At 73.9% G+C, this 20157-nt stretch carries 12 protein-coding genes; 9 read left to right on the top strand and 3 right to left on the bottom strand.

The features are described from left to right. Positions 1-439: 439 nt before the first annotated feature. The 4 genes from OHB04_RS10360 (at position 440) to OHB04_RS10345 (ending at position 6862) form a co-directional block, all read left to right on the top strand. Positions 440-1906: a DUF4331 domain-containing protein gene (locus tag OHB04_RS10360; RefSeq protein ID WP_326687379.1), complete on the top strand. Its 1467-nt coding sequence runs from the start codon at positions 440-442 to the stop codon at positions 1904-1906. Continuing rightward, positions 1903-3327: a tetratricopeptide repeat protein gene (locus OHB04_RS10355; RefSeq protein ID WP_326807337.1), complete on the top strand. Its 1425-nt coding sequence runs from the start codon at positions 1903-1905 to the stop codon at positions 3325-3327. Before OHB04_RS10360 ends, OHB04_RS10355 begins: the two co-directional genes overlap by 4 nt. Then, positions 3324-4916, top strand: a complete 1593-nt coding sequence (locus tag OHB04_RS10350; protein ID WP_326807336.1) for a nickel transporter — start codon at positions 3324-3326, stop codon at positions 4914-4916. Before OHB04_RS10355 ends, OHB04_RS10350 begins: the two co-directional genes overlap by 4 nt. 416 nt (positions 4917-5332) lie before the next feature. Further along, a complete protein-coding gene (locus OHB04_RS10345) occupies positions 5333-6862 on the top strand; it encodes an MFS transporter (RefSeq protein ID WP_405807571.1) in 1530 nt (509 codons plus the stop codon). A 54-nt stretch (positions 6863-6916) separates the two neighbouring features. On the opposite strand, the gene treZ is transcribed toward OHB04_RS10345, so the two are convergent. After that, positions 6917-8686, bottom strand: a complete 1770-nt coding sequence (gene treZ, locus OHB04_RS10340; RefSeq protein WP_326807335.1) for a malto-oligosyltrehalose trehalohydrolase — start codon at positions 8684-8686, stop codon at positions 6917-6919. 376 nt (positions 8687-9062) lie between these two features. Here treZ and OHB04_RS10335 point away from each other — a divergent pair, with 376 nt between their 5' ends. Continuing rightward, positions 9063-9296 (top strand): helix-turn-helix domain-containing protein, encoded by a 234-nt coding sequence (locus OHB04_RS10335; RefSeq protein WP_326807334.1) that lies wholly within the window; start codon positions 9063-9065, stop codon positions 9294-9296. A gap of 22 nt (positions 9297-9318) precedes the next feature. On the opposite strand, the gene lpdA is transcribed toward OHB04_RS10335, so the two are convergent. Continuing rightward, complete coding sequence (lpdA, locus tag OHB04_RS10330) at positions 9319-10806, bottom strand: dihydrolipoyl dehydrogenase (protein WP_326807333.1); 1488 nt, start codon at positions 10804-10806, stop codon at positions 9319-9321. Between the two features lie 104 nt (positions 10807-10910). Between lpdA and OHB04_RS10325 the strand changes: the two genes are divergently transcribed. Next, the gene (locus OHB04_RS10325) at positions 10911-11789 is read left to right on the top strand and encodes a LysR family transcriptional regulator (RefSeq protein ID WP_326807332.1); all 879 of its coding nucleotides are present in this window, start codon (positions 10911-10913) and stop codon (positions 11787-11789) included. Here OHB04_RS10325 and treY read toward each other — a convergent pair. Beyond that, the gene (gene treY, locus OHB04_RS10320) at positions 11764-14379 is read right to left on the bottom strand and encodes a malto-oligosyltrehalose synthase (RefSeq protein ID WP_326807331.1); all 2616 of its coding nucleotides are present in this window, start codon (positions 14377-14379) and stop codon (positions 11764-11766) included. The two genes, OHB04_RS10325 and treY, sit on opposite strands and share 26 nt — an antisense overlap. 199 nt (positions 14380-14578) lie before the next feature. Here treY and argG point away from each other — a divergent pair, with 199 nt between their 5' ends. The 3 genes from argG (at position 14579) to OHB04_RS10305 (ending at position 20143) form a co-directional block, all read left to right on the top strand. After that, complete coding sequence (gene argG, locus OHB04_RS10315; RefSeq protein WP_326687371.1) at positions 14579-16027, top strand: argininosuccinate synthase; 1449 nt, start codon at positions 14579-14581, stop codon at positions 16025-16027. 137 nt (positions 16028-16164) lie between these two features. Beyond that, the gene (locus tag OHB04_RS10310) at positions 16165-17598 is read left to right on the top strand and encodes an SWIM zinc finger family protein (protein WP_326807330.1); all 1434 of its coding nucleotides are present in this window, start codon (positions 16165-16167) and stop codon (positions 17596-17598) included. Positions 17599-17707: 109 nt separating this feature from the next. Continuing rightward, on the top strand, positions 17708-20143 hold the full coding sequence (locus OHB04_RS10305; RefSeq protein WP_326807329.1) for a hypothetical protein: 2436 nt from the start codon (positions 17708-17710) through the stop codon (positions 20141-20143). The last annotated feature ends 14 nt before the right edge of the window (positions 20144-20157 follow it).

The raw sequence follows: 20157 nt of genomic DNA, 5'->3' as shown, positions 1-20157 counted from the left end.
TGGTCGTGGTGTCCGGCCCCGGGGCCCGCGAAGCCGGAGCTGTGCCTGATCCCGACCAGGCACCACGCCCGTGAGCCGACGGGCTCCGACACGACGCGTGGGTCGCGCCGCCGCCATCGCCAGCCTGCATGGTCCACGAGGATGACCGCATGCTTATGCAGTGCGATAGCCGTGCGCGGAAACGTGACACGTTGGGGGAAGCTCATCATCCGAGTGGGTTATCGTCGCCTTGACGCGCGACCGCTCGATGTGCAAGTCGCCTTTAAATCCGTCGAGTTGGTCTCCTCGAAGTGCCGCGCGTCGGTACACGCGCCACGCTGGAATTCCCCCGTTCGGACGGTTTGTATGGCTAGAACGCGGTGTGCATAGCGAGCGGATCGTTATGCACGCCACGCTGTGGCTCATCGCCCTTCTCTCACCCCACCGAATGGAGTGCCGTATGTTCCGGACCGGCAGAGCTTCTCGCCGCCGCTTCGCCGTCGTCGGTGCTGCCACCGCCGTGGCCGGCGCCGCCCTCGCGGGCCCGCTCATCCCCAGCAGCCGGGCGGGCGGCCATGTCGACGCCCCCTCGTCGGTGGCCGACACTGCCGCCGACATCACCGATGTTTACGCGTTCACCAGTCCGGACGCGCAGGACGCGGTCACCCTCATCGCCAACGTGCGTCCCTTCCAACTCCCGGGCAACGCCACCAACTCCGTGGCCGACTACCCCTTCGCGAACGGCGCTCGCTACGAGATCAACACGGACGCGGACGGCGACGGGAAGCCGGACACCGCATACCGCTGGACGTTCAAGGAGGACGATCGGCGGAGGTTCCCCGGCCAGCCCAAGGTCGGTCCGATGCCGGTGCGGTCGCTCGAGGACCGCTCGCTGGGCGTGCGTCAGACGTATGTCTTGGAGCGGATTCGCGGGAACAAGGAACCCGAGACACTGGTCCGCGACGGCATCGCCGCCCCCACGCACGCGGGCAACGTGCTCATGCCCAACTACGCGAAGCTGCGCAGGGAAGCCACCCGTGACCTGCCGGGTGGCGGGCGGACGCTGGCGGGCCAGTCCGCCGAGGCGTTCAAGGCCGACAGCGAAACCTTCGGGCTCTATACGGCCGGTTCGGCCGGGCCAGTGCGCGGCTGGCTCCCCGACGCACAGCCGCTGTCCGTGCTCAACGTCAACAGCCTCGTCCTCCAGGTGCCCAAGGAAGACATCGCACTGAGCGAGGACCCGCGGCGCAACCCGGTGGTGGGCGTGTGGGCCTCGGTCTCCCGTCCGGGCGCCAACCTCGACAAGAGCTTGTCCCGGCAGAACGCGCCCTTCCACCAGGTGTCCCGGCAGGGCCATCCGCACGTGGCGTTCGGCGTCTTCGGTTCCACCATCGGTCTGGCCAAGCCAGGCGGCCCCGAGGACCGCTTCCAGCAGCGCGAGCCCAAGGACGACCACCTGGAACAGGACTTCCTCGACGCCGTCAACGACCCGGTCCCGCCACACCGCATCGAGCGCGCCGAGGGATTCAAGGCGCCCGTGGCTCCACGCAAGGACATCGAGGCGCTCTTCCTGCGCGGTATCGGCAAGGACAACGGCGCGACGTTCGGCTACGACCTGAACACCCACACGATGAACGCCGACGCCGACTCGTCGAAGATCGTCCCGGCCGAGGAACTGCGGCTCAACCTCACCACACCGGTCTCCCGGAACCCGAAGCCGGATGGTGTCCTCGATGGTGACCGGCAGGGCTTCCCCAACGGCCGCCGGCTGAACGACACCATCGACGGCCCGCTGATCCGCTTGCTGGAGGGTGAACCCGCCGGCCCCTCGGCCAAGCACCTGCTGCCGACCCCGAGCCTGAAGCTCCAGCCCGCCGACGCCAAGGACACCTTCCCGTACCTCAACTCCCCACACGCGGCACTGTGAGGCGGAGGACAGCCGCCGCGGGCGGAGCGGCAGCCGTCGGCGTGTGCGTCCTGGGACTCCTGGCTCTCGGGCCCGGCGGCCTCACCGGCGACACCACCGACGGCGCCGGTCCGCGCGCAGGACGCGCCGGGCCGGGCGCACCACCGTCGCCGGACGCGGACAGCGCGGTCCGCGCCGCGCAGCGGGCTGTGGACCGGGACCCGAAGGACCCCGTGGCCTGGTCCGGACTGGCCCAGGCCGAAATCGAACGGGCACGTACCACCCTCGACACCGGGCGCTTGGACGCCGCGGGCAAAGCTCTCCGCCGCTCCCTCGCGCTCCGGCCCGAGGACAACTACGCGGCCGTCACCGGCAACGGGCAACTCGCCAATGCCCGCCACGAGTTCACCGAAGGGCGCGCGTACGGGCTGCGCGGCACCCGGATGGCGCCCGAACGCCCCGGTGGCTACGGGGTACTGGCCGACGCCGAGATCCAGCTCGGCCACTACCGCGCCGCGCGGACCGCCGTGCAGCGGATGCTCGATCTGGCTCCGACCGCCGCCGCGTACAGCAGGGCCGCCTACGACCTGGAGACACACGGCCGGGTTCGAGACGCGGCGGTGGCGCTCCGCCGGGCGGAGCGGAGCGCCGAGACACCGGGCGAGACCGCGTTCGCCGAAGCGAGGCTCGGCGAGCTGGCCTGGTCGCAGGGGGAAGTGGTGCGTGCCCAGCGGCACTTTCGGCGCGCCGTACGAGTCGTGCCCGGCCACCCGTACGGCGCCTCCGGCCTCGCGCGGGTGCACGCCGCGCACGGTCGTACCGACAGGGCGCTGGCCCTCTACGACCGGCTGGCCGCGCGGACGCCGCTGCCGCAGTTCCTCGCCGAGGCCACCGAGCTGCGGTTGGCCGAACACCCCGGCGGGCAGCGGGGCAAGCGCGTCGGTGCAGGGCAGCACGCCGCGCTCGAAGCGCAGCTGAAGATGGTGCGCGACCAGGGCGGCACGGTCGACCCGCACCTCGCGCTGTACGAGGCCGACCACGGCGACCCGGGCAGGGCCGTGGGGCTGCTGCGTGACGAGTGGAAACGCTCCCGGGGCGTCATCGTGGCCGACGCGCTCGGCTGGGCGCTGCACCGAGCCGGGCACGACGAGGAGGCCCTGACCTACGCCCGGCAGGCGGCCCGTACGGGGTGGAAGAGCGCGCTGTTCCGCTACCACCGGGGCGCGATCGAGCATGCGCTCGGACGACCGGAGGCCGACCGTCACCTCCGCCAGGCCCTGGCGCTCAACCCGCACTTCTCGCCCTACCACGCCCCCAAGGCCGTCAAGATGCTCGGCGGACGGGAGAGCGCGGCGTGCGCGCGGGTGTGTCCCGGGAAGACGCAGGACGGACCGGGCCGCGATGCGCAGGCGCGCGGCGCGGAGAAGGGTGACCACAGTTGATCAGCCCCTTCCGCCTGGCACCCCGGGCCGCCCGCTGCGTCATGGTGGTGTTCACCGCGCTGCTGCTCGGTACGTCCGCCGCACCGGCAGCGCACGCACACCCCCTGGGCAACTTCAGCCTCAACCACCATGACGGGCTGCGGCTGTTCCCTGACCGGGTCGAGGACGTGGCAGTCGTCGACAGCGCGGAGATTCCCACCGCGCAGAACCGCGAGACGGCCGACCGGAACGGCGACGGCACCGTCTCGCGCGCCGAGGCGGCACACTCGGCGAAGGTCCGCTGCACCCGGCTCGCCCGCGCGATGGACCTGTCGGTGGACGGGGAGCGTCGGCCGTGGCAGGTGCGCGGCAGCCGACTCCTCTACAGGAAGGGCGCGGCCGGCCTGCCCATCACCCGGCTGACCTGCCGACTGCGTGCCGTCGCCGACCTGTCGGATTCCGCCGAGGTGACCTTCACCTCCGGCGCCGAGGCGGCGCGGACGGGCTGGAAGGAGATCACCGCCACCGGGCTGGGTGTGAACCTCGCCAAGTCCGATGTTCCGGCCCGGAGTTCGAGCGACGGGCTGCGTGACTACCCGTCCGACGCGGCCGACGAGCCGCTGAATCAGACCGGCGCCAGCCTCAAGACGGTTCCGGACGGCAAGGGCGGCGGGACCGCAACAGAGGACGCCGAGCCGGGCGCGGCCCCCTCGCAGGCCGAGGGCGCCGTCCTTTTCCCCGCGCTGGAGCAGCGGCTCACCTCCCTTGCCACCGGACACGACCTGACCCCTCCAGTGGGATTGCTCGCCATCCTGCTGACCGTGCTCCTCGGCGCGGGCCACGCGGCGCTCCCCGGCCATGCCAAGCTCGCCGTCGCCGCGTGCCTGGCCCGCCGGGAGGGCGGGGTACGCGCGGCCCTCACGGTCGGCGCGACGGTGACCGCGACCCACACAGCGGGTGTGCTGGCGGTGGGACTGGTGCTGACCGTCTCCGGCGGCCTGCTGGGCGAACAGCTGCTGGGCTGGCTGGGCGCGATCAGCGGGGTGATCATCGCGGCCATCGGCACCGGACTCGTGATAACCGCAGCGCGCGCCCTCAGCGCCGACGCCCCGACGGCCGGCCGGCACCACCACGGACACACTCACAGGCACCCCGGCCCTGGCCACCGGCACCACGGACACAGCCATGATCACAGCCACGGCCATGCGCGGGAGCACGCTCACACACCCGACCACTCCCATGAGCCCGACCGCATGCACGGTCACACCCGCGACGGCGCGCGCGGCCTCCGGCTGTCCTCGCTTCTCGGAGTCGGACTGGCGGGCGGACTGGTGCCGAGCCCGTCGGCACTCGTGGTCCTGCTCGGCGCCGTCGCCCTGAGCCGTACGTTCTTCGGAGTGCTGCTCGTCCTCGGTTACGGCCTCGGCATGGCCACCACCCTCACGGCCGCCGGACTGCTGCTCTCCGGGGGCGGCAGCCGACTCGCCATGCTGGGGGAGCGCCGACTTCCCGCGCTGCGCCGCTACATGCGCTACGGCACTCTCCTCACCGCGCTGGCGGTGCTCCTTGTCGGCCTGGGCCTGGTTCTGCGCAGTCTGGTTGCCCTCTGACAGAGTGGTCCGGGCCGGGCGGTCCGTCCCGCTGCGTGCTGCGCTGCTGACCACTGCCCGGCCACGCCCTGGCCGCGGCTGGCATCGGGTGCGCCGGTCGTGCGCGGGGCGGCCTTGGGTCTAGGAGCGTGCGAGGCCCGGTCAAGGATGCCTTTGTGCGCCTCATCTCTCATGGCGGAATACCGGCCGTGCGGGGACAGTTCATTTGTAGGCTGCATGAAGATGGCTGTGGCGGTGTGCGCCGGGTGTGGTGTGTGTGGGCGGCGTCGCTGTGGGCCGTGGGCTGTGAGCCGCCGAGAGCTTCGGACAGTGCGAGAACGTCGACAAGAACTTCGACAAGAACGTCGAACAACAGCAGAACATGAGGAAAGGGCGTGGGGGAGAGCGTGGGAGAGACCACTGACGGTTCCGGTGGCATAGGCACGGCCGTGGGCGGGGCCCGCCAGAAGGGCGCGGAGCGGGGCGGGCGGTGGCTCGTGCCGGTGCTGGCCTTCGGGGGCATCTCCGTCGCCGTGATGCAGACCCTGATCGTGCCCATCATCGCTCAACTGCCCTCGCTCCTGGGCACGTCCACCTCCAACGCCTCGTGGGTGATCACCTCCACCCTGCTGTCGGGTGCCGTCGCGACCCCGATCATGGGCAGGCTCGGCGATCTGTACGGCAAGCGGCGGCTGGTGCTCTTCAGCCTGGGGATGATGGTGCTGGGCTCGCTGATCTGCGGCCTCACCTCCGAGCTGGTGCCCATGGTCGCGGGACGGGCCGTGCAGGGGTTCGCCATGGGGGCCATCCCGCTGGGCATCAGCATCATGCGGGACGAACTCCCGCCCGAGCGGCTCGGTTCGGCCATGGCGTTCATGAGCTCCTCGCTGGGTGTCGGCGGTGCGCTGGGAATGCCGCTGGCCGCGTACGTCGCGCAGTACACCGACTGGCACGTCCTCTTCTTCGGCGCCGCAGGCATCGGTCTGCTCGCCATGGCGCTCGTCCGCTTCCTGGTGCCCGAGTCGCCGCTGCGCACGCCCGGCCGCTTCGACGTGCTGGGCACCCTCGGGCTGACGGCGGGGCTGGTGACGCTGCTGCTGCCGATCTCCAAGGGCGGCGACTGGGGCTGGGGCAGCCCGCTGGTGCTGGGGCTGTTCGGCGCCTCCGCCGTGATCTTCGTGCTGTGGGGGCTGCTGGAGCTGCGGCTCCAGGACCCGCTGGTGGACCTGCGGACGACGGCCCGCCGTCAGGTGCTGCTCACCAACCTCGCCTCGATCATGGTCGGGCTGGCCTTCTACGCGCTCACGCTCGTCCTCCCGCAGCTCCTCCAGCTGCCGAGGTCCACGGGCTACGGGCTGGGCCAGTCCATGGTCGTCTCCGGGCTGTGCGTGGCGCCGATGGGTATCGCGATGATGCTCGTCTCCTCCTTCTCTGCCCGGTTGTCCGCCGCGCGCGGGCCCAAGGTGTCGCTGATGACCGGGCTGGTGATCCTGGCGGGCTCCTATCTGCTGGGCACGCTGCTGGTGGGCGCGGTGTGGCAGACCGTCGTACTGGCCGTGCTGATCGGGGTCGGCATCGGGATCGCCTACTCCGCGATGCCCGCGCTGATCCTCGGCGCCGTCGACCCGTCCGAATCGGGCGCCGCCAACGGCCTGAACACGCTGATGCGGTCGATCGGCACCTCGACCTCCAGCGCCGTCGTCGGCGTCGTCCTGGCCAAGATGAGCAGCCCGCTCGGCCCCACGCAGGTGCCCAGCCTGGAGGGCTTCCGCACCGCCTTCCTGATCGCGGCCGGAGCCGCCGTCGTCGGCCTGCTCATCGCCGCCTTCCTGCCGTCCTCCACCGGTCCAGGAGTCCAGCAGGTGCCCACCGGCACGCAGCCGGTCCAGCGGGGCGGCCAGCAGGAAGGCCATGCGGACGAGGGGGAGCGGGCCGCCACCGAACTGGTCGTGGACGGGCGCGGGTAGCGGACCCCCGGCCGTGTGACGGGGCGGGGAAGGCGACGGCCCGCCCCCGCCGCGCTATCCGAGCACGGCCGCCGACTCCGGCGGCAGGCTCAGCGTCCCGTCCGCCAGCCGCGCCTCCGCGTCCCAGGACGCCAGGAGCACCGGGTGCGGCGAGGGGAGCCGGATGTGGGCCCCGCGATCCGGGGAGAGGTTCGCGGCGACGTGGAGCGGGCCGTTGCGCAGCAGCAGCCACCGCTCTGTCTCCGCTTCCACCGCCGGGCCCGGATGCTCCACCCGCGCCTCGCCCAGCGGCAGGTGCGCCAGCACCGGGTGGGCGTGCCGCAGCCGGATCAGGGTGCGGTGCCAGTCCAGGAGCCGGTCGTGCGGGGCCTGTTCGGGCTCGCTCCACTCCAGGCACGAGCGCGCGCGGGTCGCCGGGTCCTGCGGGTCGGGCACCGACTCCGTCGGCCACCCGTGCGCGGCGAACTCCCTGCGCCGCCCCTGCCGCACCGCCTCGGCCAGCTCGGGGTCCTGGTGGTCGGTGAAGTACTGCCAGGGGGTGCGCGCCCCCCACTCCTCGCCCATGAACAGCTGCGGCGTCCCCGGTGCGAGCAGGACGAGCGCCGCGGCGCAGGCGAGCGCCCCGGGGGTGGCGAGGGCGGCCAGCCGCTCGCCCAGCGCGCGGTTGCCGATCTGGTCGTGGGTCTGCGCGTACGCCAGGAAGCGGTACGCGGGGACGCCCGCGGCTCCCGGGCGCAGCACCGGGCGGCCGTGCCGGCGGCCCCGGAAGGTGGAGTGTCCGCCGTCGTGGAAGAAGGCCCCGGTCAGTGTCTTGGCGAGCGCGGTGAGCGGGGCGTGCGCGAAGTCCGCGTAGTAGCCGTGGGATTCGCCCGTCAAGGCGGTGTGCAGCGCGTGGTGGAAGTCGTCGTTCCACTGCGCGTGCAGCCCGTGGCCGTTGACGCTGCGCGGGGCCGTGGTGCGCGGGTCGTTCAGGTCGGACTCGGCGATCAGGAACAGCGGCCGTCCGGTGTGCGCGGCCAGCGTGTCCACCGCCTCGGACAGCTCTGCGAGGAAGTGCTGGGCGCGGGTGTCGGCCAGCGCGTGCACCGCGTCCAGCCGCAGCCCGTCGAGCTGGTAGTCCCGCAGGAAGGCCAGGGCGCTGCCGATCAGATAGGAGCGCACCTCGTCGGAGCCGGGCGCGTCCAGGTTGACGGCCGCGCCCCACGGTGTCTGGTGGCGCTCGGTGAAGTACGGCCCGAAGGCGGGCAGCTGGTTGCCGGAGGGCCCCAGGTGGTTGTGTACGACGTCGAGGACGACGCCGAGTCCCTGCCCGTGTGCCGCGTCCACGAACCGCTTCAGCCCCTCGGGCCCGCCGTAGGGCTCGTGCACCGCCCACAGCGCGACCCCGTCGTAGCCCCAGCCGTGCGTGCCGGGGAACGGGCAGACGGGCATCAGTTCGACATGGGTGACGCCCAGCCCCGCCAGGTGCCCGAGCCGTTCGGCGGCGGCCTCGAAGGTGCCCTCGCGGGTGAAGGTGCCCACGTGCAGCTCGTAGAGGACGGCGCCGGGCAGCGGCAGCCCGCGCCACGGGTGCCGCCAGGTGTACGCGTCGTGGTCCACCACCGCGCTCAGCCCCTCGGGCCCGTCGGGCTGGCGGCGGGAGCGCGGGTCGGGCAGTGCCGGGCCGCCGTCCGGCGCGAAGCCGTAGCGGCTTCCGTCCCCGGCCGCCGCCTCGGTCTGCCACCAGCCCTGGTGTGTGGGCGAGTGCGCCATGGCGTGGGTGCGGCCGGGCGCGATGTGCAGGGTGACGGTCTCCGCGTGTGGTGCCCACACCTCGAACAGCATGCTTCCATTAAAGAGCGTGCGCGGCGCTTTGAGAGGGGCGCGACGGGGCCCGGCTCATGGGCGGCATGACGACCTCACCGCGGCGCCAGTACTGGCGCATGAGGACGAGGAAGGGGATCTTGCAGCCGGGTCACACCACAGAACGTGCTGGCCCAGCTGAGCGACGTGGCGTGCGGGGTGTCCCCCGTGGTGGACGGGCTGGCCTCCGTACCGCGCGCGGTGCAGCTCGCCACCGCCACGGCGAGGGTGCTTCCGGCGGGCGAATCCGGGCCGCGGAAGCTGGAGGACAGCTGGCTGGACGTACTGGTCCACCGGACCGAGGAGCTGAGCGGCGAACTCGCCCAGGACGTGCTGGGCCGGGCTGAACGCTGTCGGTGTGGCCGATGTCGAGACCACGCGCCTGCTGGAGACCGTACAGGTGCATCTGGCCGGCAGCGGCTCCATCGTGGACACGGCCGCCGCGCTGTACTGCCACCGCAACACGGTGCAGCAGCGCTTCAACCGGTTCCACGAGCTCACCGGCCGCGACGTACGCCGCCCCGAGGACGCGGCTCTCATCGCGCTCGCGCTCCGCGCCAGGGAGCAGCGGTTCCGGGCGCGGCGCAACTGACGAGCCGGACGCCGCGTACAGGTCAGGCGTGCTGGTGGAGTCCTCGGCCCGCCAGGGTCAAGAAGGTCTCGCCCACGGCCTCGCTCAGCGTCGGGTGGGGGTGCACGTGCTGGGCGATGTCGGCGGGCGAGGCGTCCCAGGCCACCGCCAGCTGGGACTCGGCGATCATCTCGGAGACATGCGGCCCGACCAGGTGGACGCCGAGGACGCGCCCCTGCGCCCCCCGCTCGGCGACGGCCTTCACCATGCCGCCCTGGCCGTGCACCATGCCCTTCGCCGTGGCGGTCAACGGCATGACGTTGGCCGCCACTTCGTACCCCGCGGCCCGCGCCTCGGCCTCGCTCAGGCCCACCGAGGCGGTCTGCGGGCTGGAGTACGTCACGCGGGGGACGGCCGCGTAGTCGACCGGCCGGGACGGGAGCCCCGCCAGCGTCTCCGCGACCAGCAGGCCCTCGGCGAACGAGGCGTGCGCCAGGCCCAGCGAGGGCGGCGGCAGCAGATCGCCGACGACGTGGAGGCCGGGTACCGCCGTGCTGAGCGTCGACAGGTCGGCGGGCGGTACGTACCCGCGCGCGTCGGTGGTGAGCCCGGCCGCCGCCAGGCCGAGGCCGTCGGTGACCGGCACCCTGCCGACCGCGACGAGCAGCCGCTCGGCGGCGATCACCGTCTCGGCGCCGCGCGCCGGGCGCACCCTGGCCTCGATGCCCGGCCCGCCTCCGGTTGCGGCGTCCACACGGCGGGCGTCCGCGCGGCGGGCGTCCACGCGGTGCGCGTCCAGCATCCTGGCGCCCGTCAGCACGGTGATGCCGCGCTTCTTCAGGGCCCGGGTCAGCTGGCGGCTCACGTCCTCGTCCTCCAGTGGCAGCAGCCGCTCGGCCGCCTCGACGAGGGTGACTTCGGCGCCCATGGAACGGTGGAAGGAGGCGTACTCGACGCCGATCGCGCCGCCGCCCAGCACCAGCACGCTCTTCGGCAGACCGGGTGCGAAGAGGGCGTCGTCGCTGGTGACCACGTGCTGTCCGTCCGGCTCAAGTCCCGGCAGGGTGCGCGGCCTTGACCCGGTCGCCAGCACGATGCCGCGCCGCGCCGTCCACCCCTGGACGCCCGCGCCGCCTGTACTCCCCGCGTCCGTCACCCGGACGCCGCGCGGCCCGGTGAGCGTGGCGGTGCCGCGCACGACCGTGACGCCCGCGCGGGAGAGCTGGCCCTCCACGCCCCTGTGGTTGCGGGAGACGATGTCGTCGCGGGTGGCGGTCAGCGCCGGCCAGTCGACGCCCTCCAGCGTCGCCTTGACGCCCCAGCGCTCGCGCGCCTCGGCGACGCCGTCGACGAGTTCCGCCGCGTGCAGCATCGCCTTGCTCGGCACACAGCCACGGTGCAGACAGGTGCCGCCGACCAGGTCGCGCTCCACGAGCGTCACATCCAGGCCCAGGTGGGCGGCGCGAAGTGCCGTGCTGTAGCCGCCTGTTCCGCCGCCGATGACGATCACATCCGTGCTGTTCTCGCTCATGGGGCCAGCGTCCGCCCCGCCCGCGCGATGAGTCCAACACAATGTTTCTATGAAAGCGATGAACGTTCTTCATGCCACGGGGGAGGGAGTGGGGGAGTGAGAGCGTGAGCCTGCGCCAGATGGAATACCTCGTGACCGTCATCGAGGAGTCCTCCTTCACCCGCGCCGCCGAGGCGCTGCACGTCACCCAGTCCGCGCTCTCCCACCAGATCAAGGCCCTGGAGCGGGAGGTGGGCGGCCCGCTGCTGGAGCGGCTGCCGCGCGGGGTGCGGCTCACGCCGATGGGCCGGGCCTTTCTTCCCGATGCCGAACTCGCCGTCCGCAGCGCCCGGCAGGCCCGCAGGGCGGCCCGCGCGGCGGCGGGCGTGGACGGCGGCGAGCTGGAGATCGCGACGGTGCACGGGCTGGCCGTCGGCGTGCTGACCGAGGCCGTCGCGCGGATGCGGCGGCGGTACCCCGAGGTGACGCTGCGGCTGCGCGAGTACGCCACCGAGGAGGAGCTGCGCGAACACATGGCGCGCGGCATCGCCGACCTGGCCGTCGGCTACCGCCCGGCGCGCTGGCCCGGCCCCTCGTGGCAGGTCGGGGAGGAGGAGATCGCGCTGGTGGTCCCGGCCGACGACCCGCTGTGCGGCAGGCCGGCCGACGAGCCGGTGGAGCTGACGGAGCTGGCCGACCGGGGCTGGGTGCGGTGCGGGATGGAGCCGTGGGTGGACGGGCGGCAGTTCCTCGACCACGTGTGCGCACAGGCCGGCTTCGTGCCCCGTACGGCCGTGCGCGTCGAGCACCCGACGACGGCGGCCCGGCTGGCCGCGGCGGGCGCCGGGATCTGCCTGATGTCGGCGTTCCTGGCGCCCGCGATCGTGCCCTCGGCCCAGCTGGTGCCGATCGGCCCGCCCTGGCGCCGCCCCCTGACGGCCTACGCCCGCTCCGAGCCGACCGGCGCCGCCGAGGCGTTCATCCGGCTGCTGACGGACCCTTGAGGGCGCCGTTCTCTTCCGTGGACAGCGCCCCTTCCGTGGGCGGCTCCGCATCCGTGGGCGGCTGCGCGCGGGTCAGGAGGGCTACCGGCGCCGTCTCGAAGAGCCGCGACAGGGGGACGGTCCCGGTCAGCGTCCGTCCGGGGACGCCTGTCCCCAGGGGCAGTTGGTCGTGCCAGCTGCCCGGCGGGAGATCGACATGGGTGTCGTCCCAGCCGCCGCCCCGCGTCAGCCGCAGGGACAGCCGGGTGACGGCGGTGAGGACGGCGCCGGAGCGCACGAACGCCACACAGTGCTCGGCCGCCGCGCCCCGCGCGTGCACCGGCTCGTACCACGCCGCGTCCCCGAACAGCTCCGGGCGCCGGGCGCGCAGCCGCAGTGCCGCCGCCGTCAGCCGCGCTTTCTCGGCGTCGGCGTCGCTCTCTCGACCCGGGCCCTCCCGCTCGGAGCCGCTCTGCCGCGCGCCGTCCCGCTCCGGGCCCCCGTCGCCGTCGAGCGTCGCGGGGGAGCGGTTGTCCGGGTCGACGAGCGCCCGGTAGACGCGCTCGGTGTCCTGGTACAGGTCGGGCACGCCGGGCATCGTCAGGTGCAGCAGCGTCGCGCCGAGCACGTTGGCCCGCACGTACGGCGCGAGGTCGGTGGCCAGCGTCGCCAGCGCCCGCGCTCCCGGGCCCTGCCCGGCGGTCTCGGCGAAGCGGGTGACGGCCCGCTCGTAATCGGCGTCGCCCTCGGTCCAGTTGGTGCGCAGCCCGGCCTCCCGTACGGCCTTCAGCAGCGCGGGCGCGAGCCGTTCGGGCGGCGGCGGGTGGGTGCCCAGGGCGAGCGCGGTCTGCCAGTACGTCCACGCCGTGTGCGGGTCGGGGGCTTCGGGGACGGCCGCCGCTTCCCCCGCTGGAGCCGTTTCCGCCTCTTCCGGGGCCGTCTCCGCCTCGTGCAGCAGTTCGGCCCACCGCTCCGGGCACTCGCTCAGCACCGCGAGCGCCGCGCGCGCGTCGCCGCTGCGCTTGGTGTCGTGCGTGGAGAGGACGGTCGCGCCCGTGGGCCGGTCCCGCTGGGTGCGCGCACAGTAGGCGTGGAACTCCTCGGGCGGCAGCGCGGGCCGCCCCGGATCCCCGCCGACCTCGCAGGCCGACAGCAGCGGCACATGGCGGTAGAAGGCGGCGTCCTCCTCGGACTTGGCGCGCAGCGCGGAGGAGAGCTGTGCGAAGCGCGCGGGGAACTCCGCCGCGTCAGGGCCGCCCTCCACGGTGCCCAGCGCCAGCTCCCGCACCGCCTCGACGGCCGCCGCCTCCTCCGGCACCCGGAACGCGGTACGCGCCCCCTCCGCCGCCCGCTCCAGCAGCGCGGCGTCGACCTCGTCCGGCGGGCGGCGGTGCGCGGTGTACGGGCGGTAGACCGGCAGCCGTACGAGCAGCTCGCGCAGCGCGGCCCGCAGGGTCCAGGGCGCGTGATCGCGCTGTGCCAGGGCGGGCGAGGCGGCGCACGCGCGGACGGCCGCGCGGGTGAGGCGCTCCGTCTCCGCCGCCAGATCGTGTACGACGACGCGGTAGGCGCAGCGGCTGCGCGTCGCCTCCCACTCGCCGCCCCGGTCCGCGCGCACCCCGGTGAAGTCGCGGAACTGCCCCGTCAGACGCGCGTGGCCCGCCGGGTCGGTGAACAGGCCGTCGAGGTGCCGCAGCGCGTCGTACCCGGTCGTGCCCGCGACCGGCCAGGAGGCGGGCAGGGTCTCGCCGTCGGCCAGGATCTTCTCCACGACGGTCCAGCGCCCGCCGGTCGCCTCGTGCAGCCGCCGCAGATAGCCGCCCGGGTCCACGAGGCCGTCCGGATGGTCGACACGCAGCCCGTCGGCGACGCCCTCGTGGAGGAGCTGGAGGACCTTGCGGTGGGTCGCGGTGAAGACCGCGGGGTCCTCCACCCGCACTCCGATGAGACCCGAAATGGTGAAGAAGCGGCGGTAGTTCAGCTCCGTCCTGCCCAGCCGCCACCACGCCAGGCGGTAGTGCTGTGCCTCGCACAGCTCGGGCAGTGGCAGGTGCTGGGTGCCCCCGCGCAACGGGAAGACCTGCTCCCCGTAGCGCAGGGTGCCCGCCTCGACCCGCATCCGGGGCAGCGCCTCGTGCAGCCGCTCCCCGAGTACCGGCAGCAGGACACGTCCGCCGCCCGCCGCCCAGTCGATGTCGAACCAGCGCGCCCACGGGGAGGACGGGCCCTCGCGCAGCAGTTCCCACAGCGGGTGGTTCAGCCGCAGGTCTTCGGGGACGGCCATGTGGTTCGGCACGATGTCCAGGACCAGGCCCAGCCCGTGCGCGCGGGCCGTCGCCGACAGCGCCCGCAGCCCGCGCTCCCCGCCCAGCTCCTCGCGCACCGTGCCGTGGTCGGTGACGTCGTAGCCGTGCGTGGAGCCCGGCACCGCCCTCAGCACGGGGGACAGGTGCAGATGCGAGACCCTCAGCCGGGCCAGGTACGGCACGGCGCGCTCGGCGGCGGCGAACGGGAAGCCGGGCTGGAGCTGGAGGCGGTAGGTCGCGGTGGGGGTGACGGGTGGGCGGGGATACGGGCTCGGATGTGCGGGAACGGTGCCCTCACGTGTCATGCGAACGTACGTACCCCGGCGGAGCCCATTCTTGCCTTCTGCCCGTGCCGGGCGGTGATCCGAAAGAGGTGATCCCAGGCGATGGCCGGAGCAGCGGCGGCCCCCCGCCACCCCGGCTCCGGGGTGCTCGGCCCCCCCCGGGGTAGCCGTCTCACCTCCCGATGTTGCATGATCATGCGTAATGTTGCATAGTCTTGCCATGTCCAAGGTCCTCACCTCCCTCCCCGCCGGCGAGCGCGTCGGCATCGCCTTCTCCGGCGGGCTCGACACCTCGGTCGCCGTCGCCTGGATGCGCGACAAGGGCGCCGTCCCGTGCACGTACACCGCCGACATCGGCCAGTACGACGAGCCCGACATCGCCTCCGTGCCCGGCCGTGCCTCCGCGTACGGCGCCGAGATCACCCGGCTCGTCGACTGCCGTGCCGCGCTGGTCGAGGAGGGGCTGGCGGCGCTCGCGTGCGGCGCGTTCCACATCAGGTCCGGTGGGCGCCCGTACTTCAACACCACGCCGCTGGGCCGTGCCGTGACCGGCACGCTGCTGGTGCGGGCCATGCTCGAGGACAGGGTGCAGATCTGGGGCGACGGCTCCACGTTCAAGGGCAACGACATCGAGCGGTTCTACCGCTACGGGCTGCTCGCCAACCCGCACCTGCGGATCTACAAGCCCTGGCTGGACGCGGACTTCGTCACGGAGCTCGGGGGCCGCAAGGAGATGTCGGAGTGGCTGCTCGCACACGGGCTGCCGTACCGCGACTCGACGGAGAAGGCGTATTCCACGGACGCCAACATCTGGGGCGCCACACACGAGGCCAAGACCCTGGAGCACCTCGACACCGGCATCGAGACGGTCGACCCGATCATGGGCGTGCGGTTCTGGGACCCGTCGGTGGAGGTCGCTCCGGAGGATGTGACGGTCGGCTTCGACCAGGGCCGCCCGGTCACCGTCAACGGCAAGGAGTTCGCCTCTCCGGTCGACCTCGTCATGGAGGTCAACGCGATCGGCGGCCGGCACGGTCTGGGCATGTCCGACCAGATCGAGAACCGGGTGATCGAGGCCAAGAGCCGCGGCATCTACGAGGCGCCCGGCATGGCGCTGCTGCACATCGTCTACGAGCGCCTGGTCAACGCGATCCACAACGAGGACACCGTCGCCGCGTACCACAACGAGGGCCGGCGGCTCGGCCGGCTGCTCTACGAGGGCCGCTGGCTGGACCCCCAGGCGCTGATGGTGCGCGAGTCGCTCCAGCGCTGGGTCGGCGCGGCGATCACCGGCGAGGTGACCCTGCGGCTGCGGCGCGGCGAGGACTACTCGGTCCTCGACACCCGGGGCCGGACGCTCAGCTACCACCCGGACAAGCTCTCCATGGAGCGCACCGAGGACTCGGCGTTCGGCCCGATGGACCGGATCGGCCAGCTCACCATGCGGAACCTGGACATCGCCGACTCCCGTGAGCGGCTCGAGCAGTACGCGGGCCTGGGCATGGTCGGCACAGCGCACCCGACGCTGATCGGCGCCGCGCAGGCGGCCTCGACCGGCCTGATCGGCGCCATGGACGTGGGCGACGCGCAGGCGATCGCCTCGCGCGGCGAGGTCACGGACGAGGAGTCGATGCTGGACCGCGCCGCGATGGAGTCCGGCACGGACTGAGACCGGGCACCGGCCGTCCGCACCTGGGCGGCCGGTACCCGGGCGGTGCGCCGGTGCGCCGGGCAGTGGCGGCTCGGGCGTGGGACGGTGGGCGCGGGCAACGGGGGTGTCAGAGCCCGGGTTTAATGTTCCGTCACATGCCCGCAGCTACCACGACGTACAACTACCGTGCCCCGTCCGCCTTCGACGCCGCGGTGCACGCCCTCGCCCTACAGACCAGCGGAGGACGCACCCCGGCCGGGGCCGCCGCCGCGAACCCCCGCTTCTTCGACGGGGCCCTCACCGAACCCGAGGCGTCCGCCGTGGCGCTGCTCGCCGTCGCCGACGTGGCCGCCGCCCGGTACTACGATCCGCGGCTGAGCGGGGCCGCGAGCCTCGATCCCGTGGTCACGGCCGGGGGCGGCCGGCTGCGGTTCGAGTCGTTCTCCGGCTGCTGCGGCGTGCACGCCCGGCTGGACGTGCCCCCGGCCGGGCTGGACGGCGGGGAGGTCGGCCGCGGTACCACGAACGTCGACGTGAACCTCCCGCTGCGGGACGCCCTCGGGCGGCTGACCGCCCGTGAGCCGCTTGGCCTCACCGTCGGTCCCGACGAACTCGCCGTCCGAACGGGCGGCGACCGGATCGTCGAGAAGAAGGTCCCGCTGCCCGACCGCTGGATACGCGGCTTCGCCGAGACCCAGGTCATCGCCTCCCGGTTCGACCTCCGCGCCGAGCTGCCCGCCGCCGAGGCGCTCCGCTTCCTGCGCACCCTCCCGCGGGCCGGTTCCGGCAACGCCTCGCGCGGCGCGGAGTGGGTCGTCGCCCACCACGGGCGGCTGCGCACCACGTCCCGGCCCGTGCCGGGGGCCGTGTGCCTGTCAGGACCGCAGCGCCTCACCGCGCTGCGCCGCGTGCTGCGCCACGCGCGCGGCCTCCGCCTCTACGGGCCGCCGGTGACCGCCCGCAGCGCCACGCAGGCCGCGGCGTGGGAGATATCCCTCCCGGCCGGTCTCCGGCTGACGCTCACGCTGTCGCCCGAGACGGGCCGGGGGTTCTCGGGGGAGGGAGCGGTGTTGGACGATCTCGCGGGGCCGGACGTCGAGGCCGACGCCGAGCTGCTGTCCGTCCTGCTCGCCTGGGACTCCCGGATCGACACCGCCGAGCTGGCTGCCGAGGCAGGGCTGACGGTCGAACGCACCCGCGCCGCGCTCACCCGGCTCGGAGCGGACGGCCGCGTGGGCTACGACCCCGCCGCGGCTGCGTACTTCCACCGCGAGCTGCCGTTCGTCCCCGGCCGGGCCGAGGATCACAACCCGCGGCTGCGGGCCGCACGCGCGATCGTCGCCGCGGGCGGCGTGCGCGGCCTGGGCCCGGCCCTCGCTGAGGTCACGGCGGCCGACGGGCGCACGCACCGGGTGCGGGGCGCCGCCGGAACCACGCGGAGGGTGCCGTCGTGTACGTGCCAGTGGTGGGCCGAGCACCAGGGCAGCCGCGGGCCCTGTAGCCACGCCCTCGCCGTGCGCATCGCCGCGGACGGCGCGGGAACCGGGGCGACCGCCCCCGGCAGCACCGGAGCGGCCCAGGGCCGCTGACCACCTGACGCACCCGCGCGGTGCGCGCCCGGCGCGCACCGTCCCACCACGATCCGCCCCACCTCACCGATCACATACCGAACCACCGCACGGGGGAGTGCCACCGCACATGTCCGACCACCCGCTGTTCACGCTCATCGACAACGGCGACTACCGCGCCGTTCCCGATGCCCTGGCCGCCATGACCGCGGCCGAGCGCCGCGCCGCCGTTCCCGAGCTGAAGGCCGCCCGCGCGTCGCTCAGCAGGGTCACCCTGTGGACCTACGACGACCCGCGCCGCATCGCGGTCCAGCTCGCCGGCGCGGGGTGCCTGGCCACCGCTCCGGCCGTCGCCGAGTGGCTGCTCAAGGGCAAGACCCGGGTCCCCAGCATCCCGGGCTGGCGGCCCGACGCGGCCCTGATCGCCTGTCTGTTCGCCGACGGGCCCGACACCCGCGACACCGGCTTCCAGGCCGAACTCGTCCGCCGGATCGCCGACGGCCGCCTCGATGAGGGTGAACTGCCCTACTACCACCTGGTTGTCGAGCTGATCCGGCGCTCCGGCTGCCCCGTCCCGGCCACGGACGCGTTCGTCCTCACGTGGGTCCGGGAGGCGGCCGGCCGCTACAACATCGACACCACCCCGCCGACCTGGGACGAGCGTCCGCTCGCCGTCATCCTCGCGGACGACCCGTTCCTGCGGCCCCTCGCCCACCGCCTGTTCGAGATCGACGGGGTGCGGGGCTATTCGAGTCTGAGCCCGTCCCCCCGCGACGATCCGGACTACTCCTGGCCTGCCGCGCTCGCGGCGCTCGCCGCCGACGGCACCCTCGACGCCGGCCGCCTCCACGACGCCGTGCTCGCCTCGCTGGTCCGCGGCACCGGAGCGGCTGCGGATGTCCGGTTCCGGCTGTGGACGCTGGAGAAGCTCGCGCCCTCGGCGGAGGAGTGCGCGAAGTACGAGGACGACTACGTCCGCCTGCTGCTGGACGGCCCGTCCACGGTCGCAGCCCACGCGCAGCAGGTGCTGGGCGGGGTGCTGGCGCCCGCCCGGGTCGTCGAGGTGTCGCGCGATGTGCTGCTCCGCCCGGAGAAGAAGCTGGTCCGGGCCCAACTGGCCTGGCTGGGCCGGGCTGTCGGACAGGAGCCGGCGACAGCGGGCGCCGCGGTCGAGGCGCTGGCGGAGGCACGGGACGCGCTGGAGGACGCGGCGCTGCGGGAGCGGATCGATCGGCTGATCGCCCGTCATCTGCCGCGGAGCGCCGAGGCGCCCGCGCCGTCCGCGGGCCCGGAGCGCGAGCCCGACATCGCCCCGCCCCCGCCGCCGGAGGCGGCGCGGCTGGAGGGCCCGGAGGACGACACCCCGGAGGACGTCGCCGCGGCCCTCCGCGTCTGGTGGCGCCGCCACCAGGACGACGGCCCGTTCGAGGACGCCCTGCTGGACCGCCTGGTGCGCCACGCCCACCGGGACCACGAGGGGCTCGCGGACGCGCTGCGGGCGGGGATCGCCGATCACCTCGACTGGTTCTCCCAGGCCGGGCACGAACCGTGGAACCTCCTGGGGGTCGCGGCGGTCGTGTGCGGGGTGCGGTATCCGGGCGGGCCGTCGATCTACGACACGCTGATGGAGATGCGGGGCCGGGAGCTGGTCGGCCGGCTCCAGCGGAGTGCCCCGACCCCGTTCTTGCTGGCCACCGCCACACACGACAACGGCACGGTGGCGGCGGCCGAACTCGTCGCCCGGATCGCCGAGTACGAGCGGCTGGAGGTGGAGCCCGGGCCGGTGGATCTGGCGCAGGCGCTGCTGCGGGTCGCCCCGGAGGACGATCCGGGCGTGCGGGAGGCCGCCGGCGCGCTGGCCTCGTCCGCGGGGCGCCGCCTCGCGGACCGGCTCCGGACGGGCGGACGGGACACGGATCCGGCCGCCTACCCCGAGCCGTTCGCCGCCCTGCTGGCCGGACCCGGCCCCACCGAGGGGCGCAGCCCCGTCGAAGCCCCCTCGGTGTTCCCCTGCGGCCCGGAGGACCTCCCCTGCGACCCGGAGGTCCAGGCCGAGTGGGCGTGGTACCGCGTGCGCCGCAGCGGCGCGCGTGTGGACTGCCGGAGGCTGGAGCGGGTTGCGGCGCTGCCCGGCATCAAGGGCGAGGCCATGCACCGCGTACTGGCCGAGGGGCTGAACGAGGACCGCCGCGAGGACCGGACGGCCGCGGTGGACGCGCTGGTCGTCATGGTCTCGCGCGGGGAGTTGGACTCGGCGCGGCTGACGGCGGCCCTCGATGAGCTGAGGGTGCCGGTGGCCTCCCGCCTCGCGTCCGGGCTGAGGGACGCCTCGGCGGCGGTGGGGGTGAGAGTGGTGTGGCCGGTGCTGTCGGGGCTGCTGCCGCGGCTGCTGGAGTCCGGCGCGCGCATCCACGGCCTGAGCGATCTGCTGGCGCTGGCAACGGACATCGCCGCCCGAGCCGGGGCGTGCGGGGAGATACCCGGCCTGGCGGAGGTGGCGTCCCGGCCGCCGAAGTCCCGCCTGGTGAAGGAGGCCCGCCGACTGCGCGACGTCCTGGACGGATGACAGACCGGGGGCGC

Source organism: Streptomyces sp. NBC_01775 (genome assembly GCF_035917675.1).
Taxonomy (GTDB): Bacteria; Actinomycetota; Actinomycetes; order Streptomycetales; family Streptomycetaceae; genus Streptomyces.
Note: the sequence above shows the minus strand (reverse complement) of the source record. Positions and strands in the feature narration are given on the sequence as shown.

Coding starts and splice junctions, on each gene's coding strand:
- OHB04_RS10360 (WP_326687379.1), top strand. CDS start 440: ATGTTCCGGACCGGCAGAGCTTCTCGCCGCCGCTTCGCCGTCGTCGGT.
- treZ (WP_326807335.1), bottom strand. CDS start 8,686: ATGCTGTTCGAGGTGTGGGCACCACACGCGGAGACCGTCACCCTGCAC.
- lpdA (WP_326807333.1), bottom strand. CDS start 10,806: ATGAGCGAGAACAGCACGGATGTGATCGTCATCGGCGGCGGAACAGGC.
- treY (WP_326807331.1), bottom strand. CDS start 14,379: ATGACACGTGAGGGCACCGTTCCCGCACATCCGAGCCCGTATCCCCGC.
- argG (WP_326687371.1), top strand. CDS start 14,579: ATGTCCAAGGTCCTCACCTCCCTCCCCGCCGGCGAGCGCGTCGGCATC.
- OHB04_RS10310 (WP_326807330.1), top strand. CDS start 16,165: ATGCCCGCAGCTACCACGACGTACAACTACCGTGCCCCGTCCGCCTTC.
- OHB04_RS10305 (WP_326807329.1), top strand. CDS start 17,708: ATGTCCGACCACCCGCTGTTCACGCTCATCGACAACGGCGACTACCGC.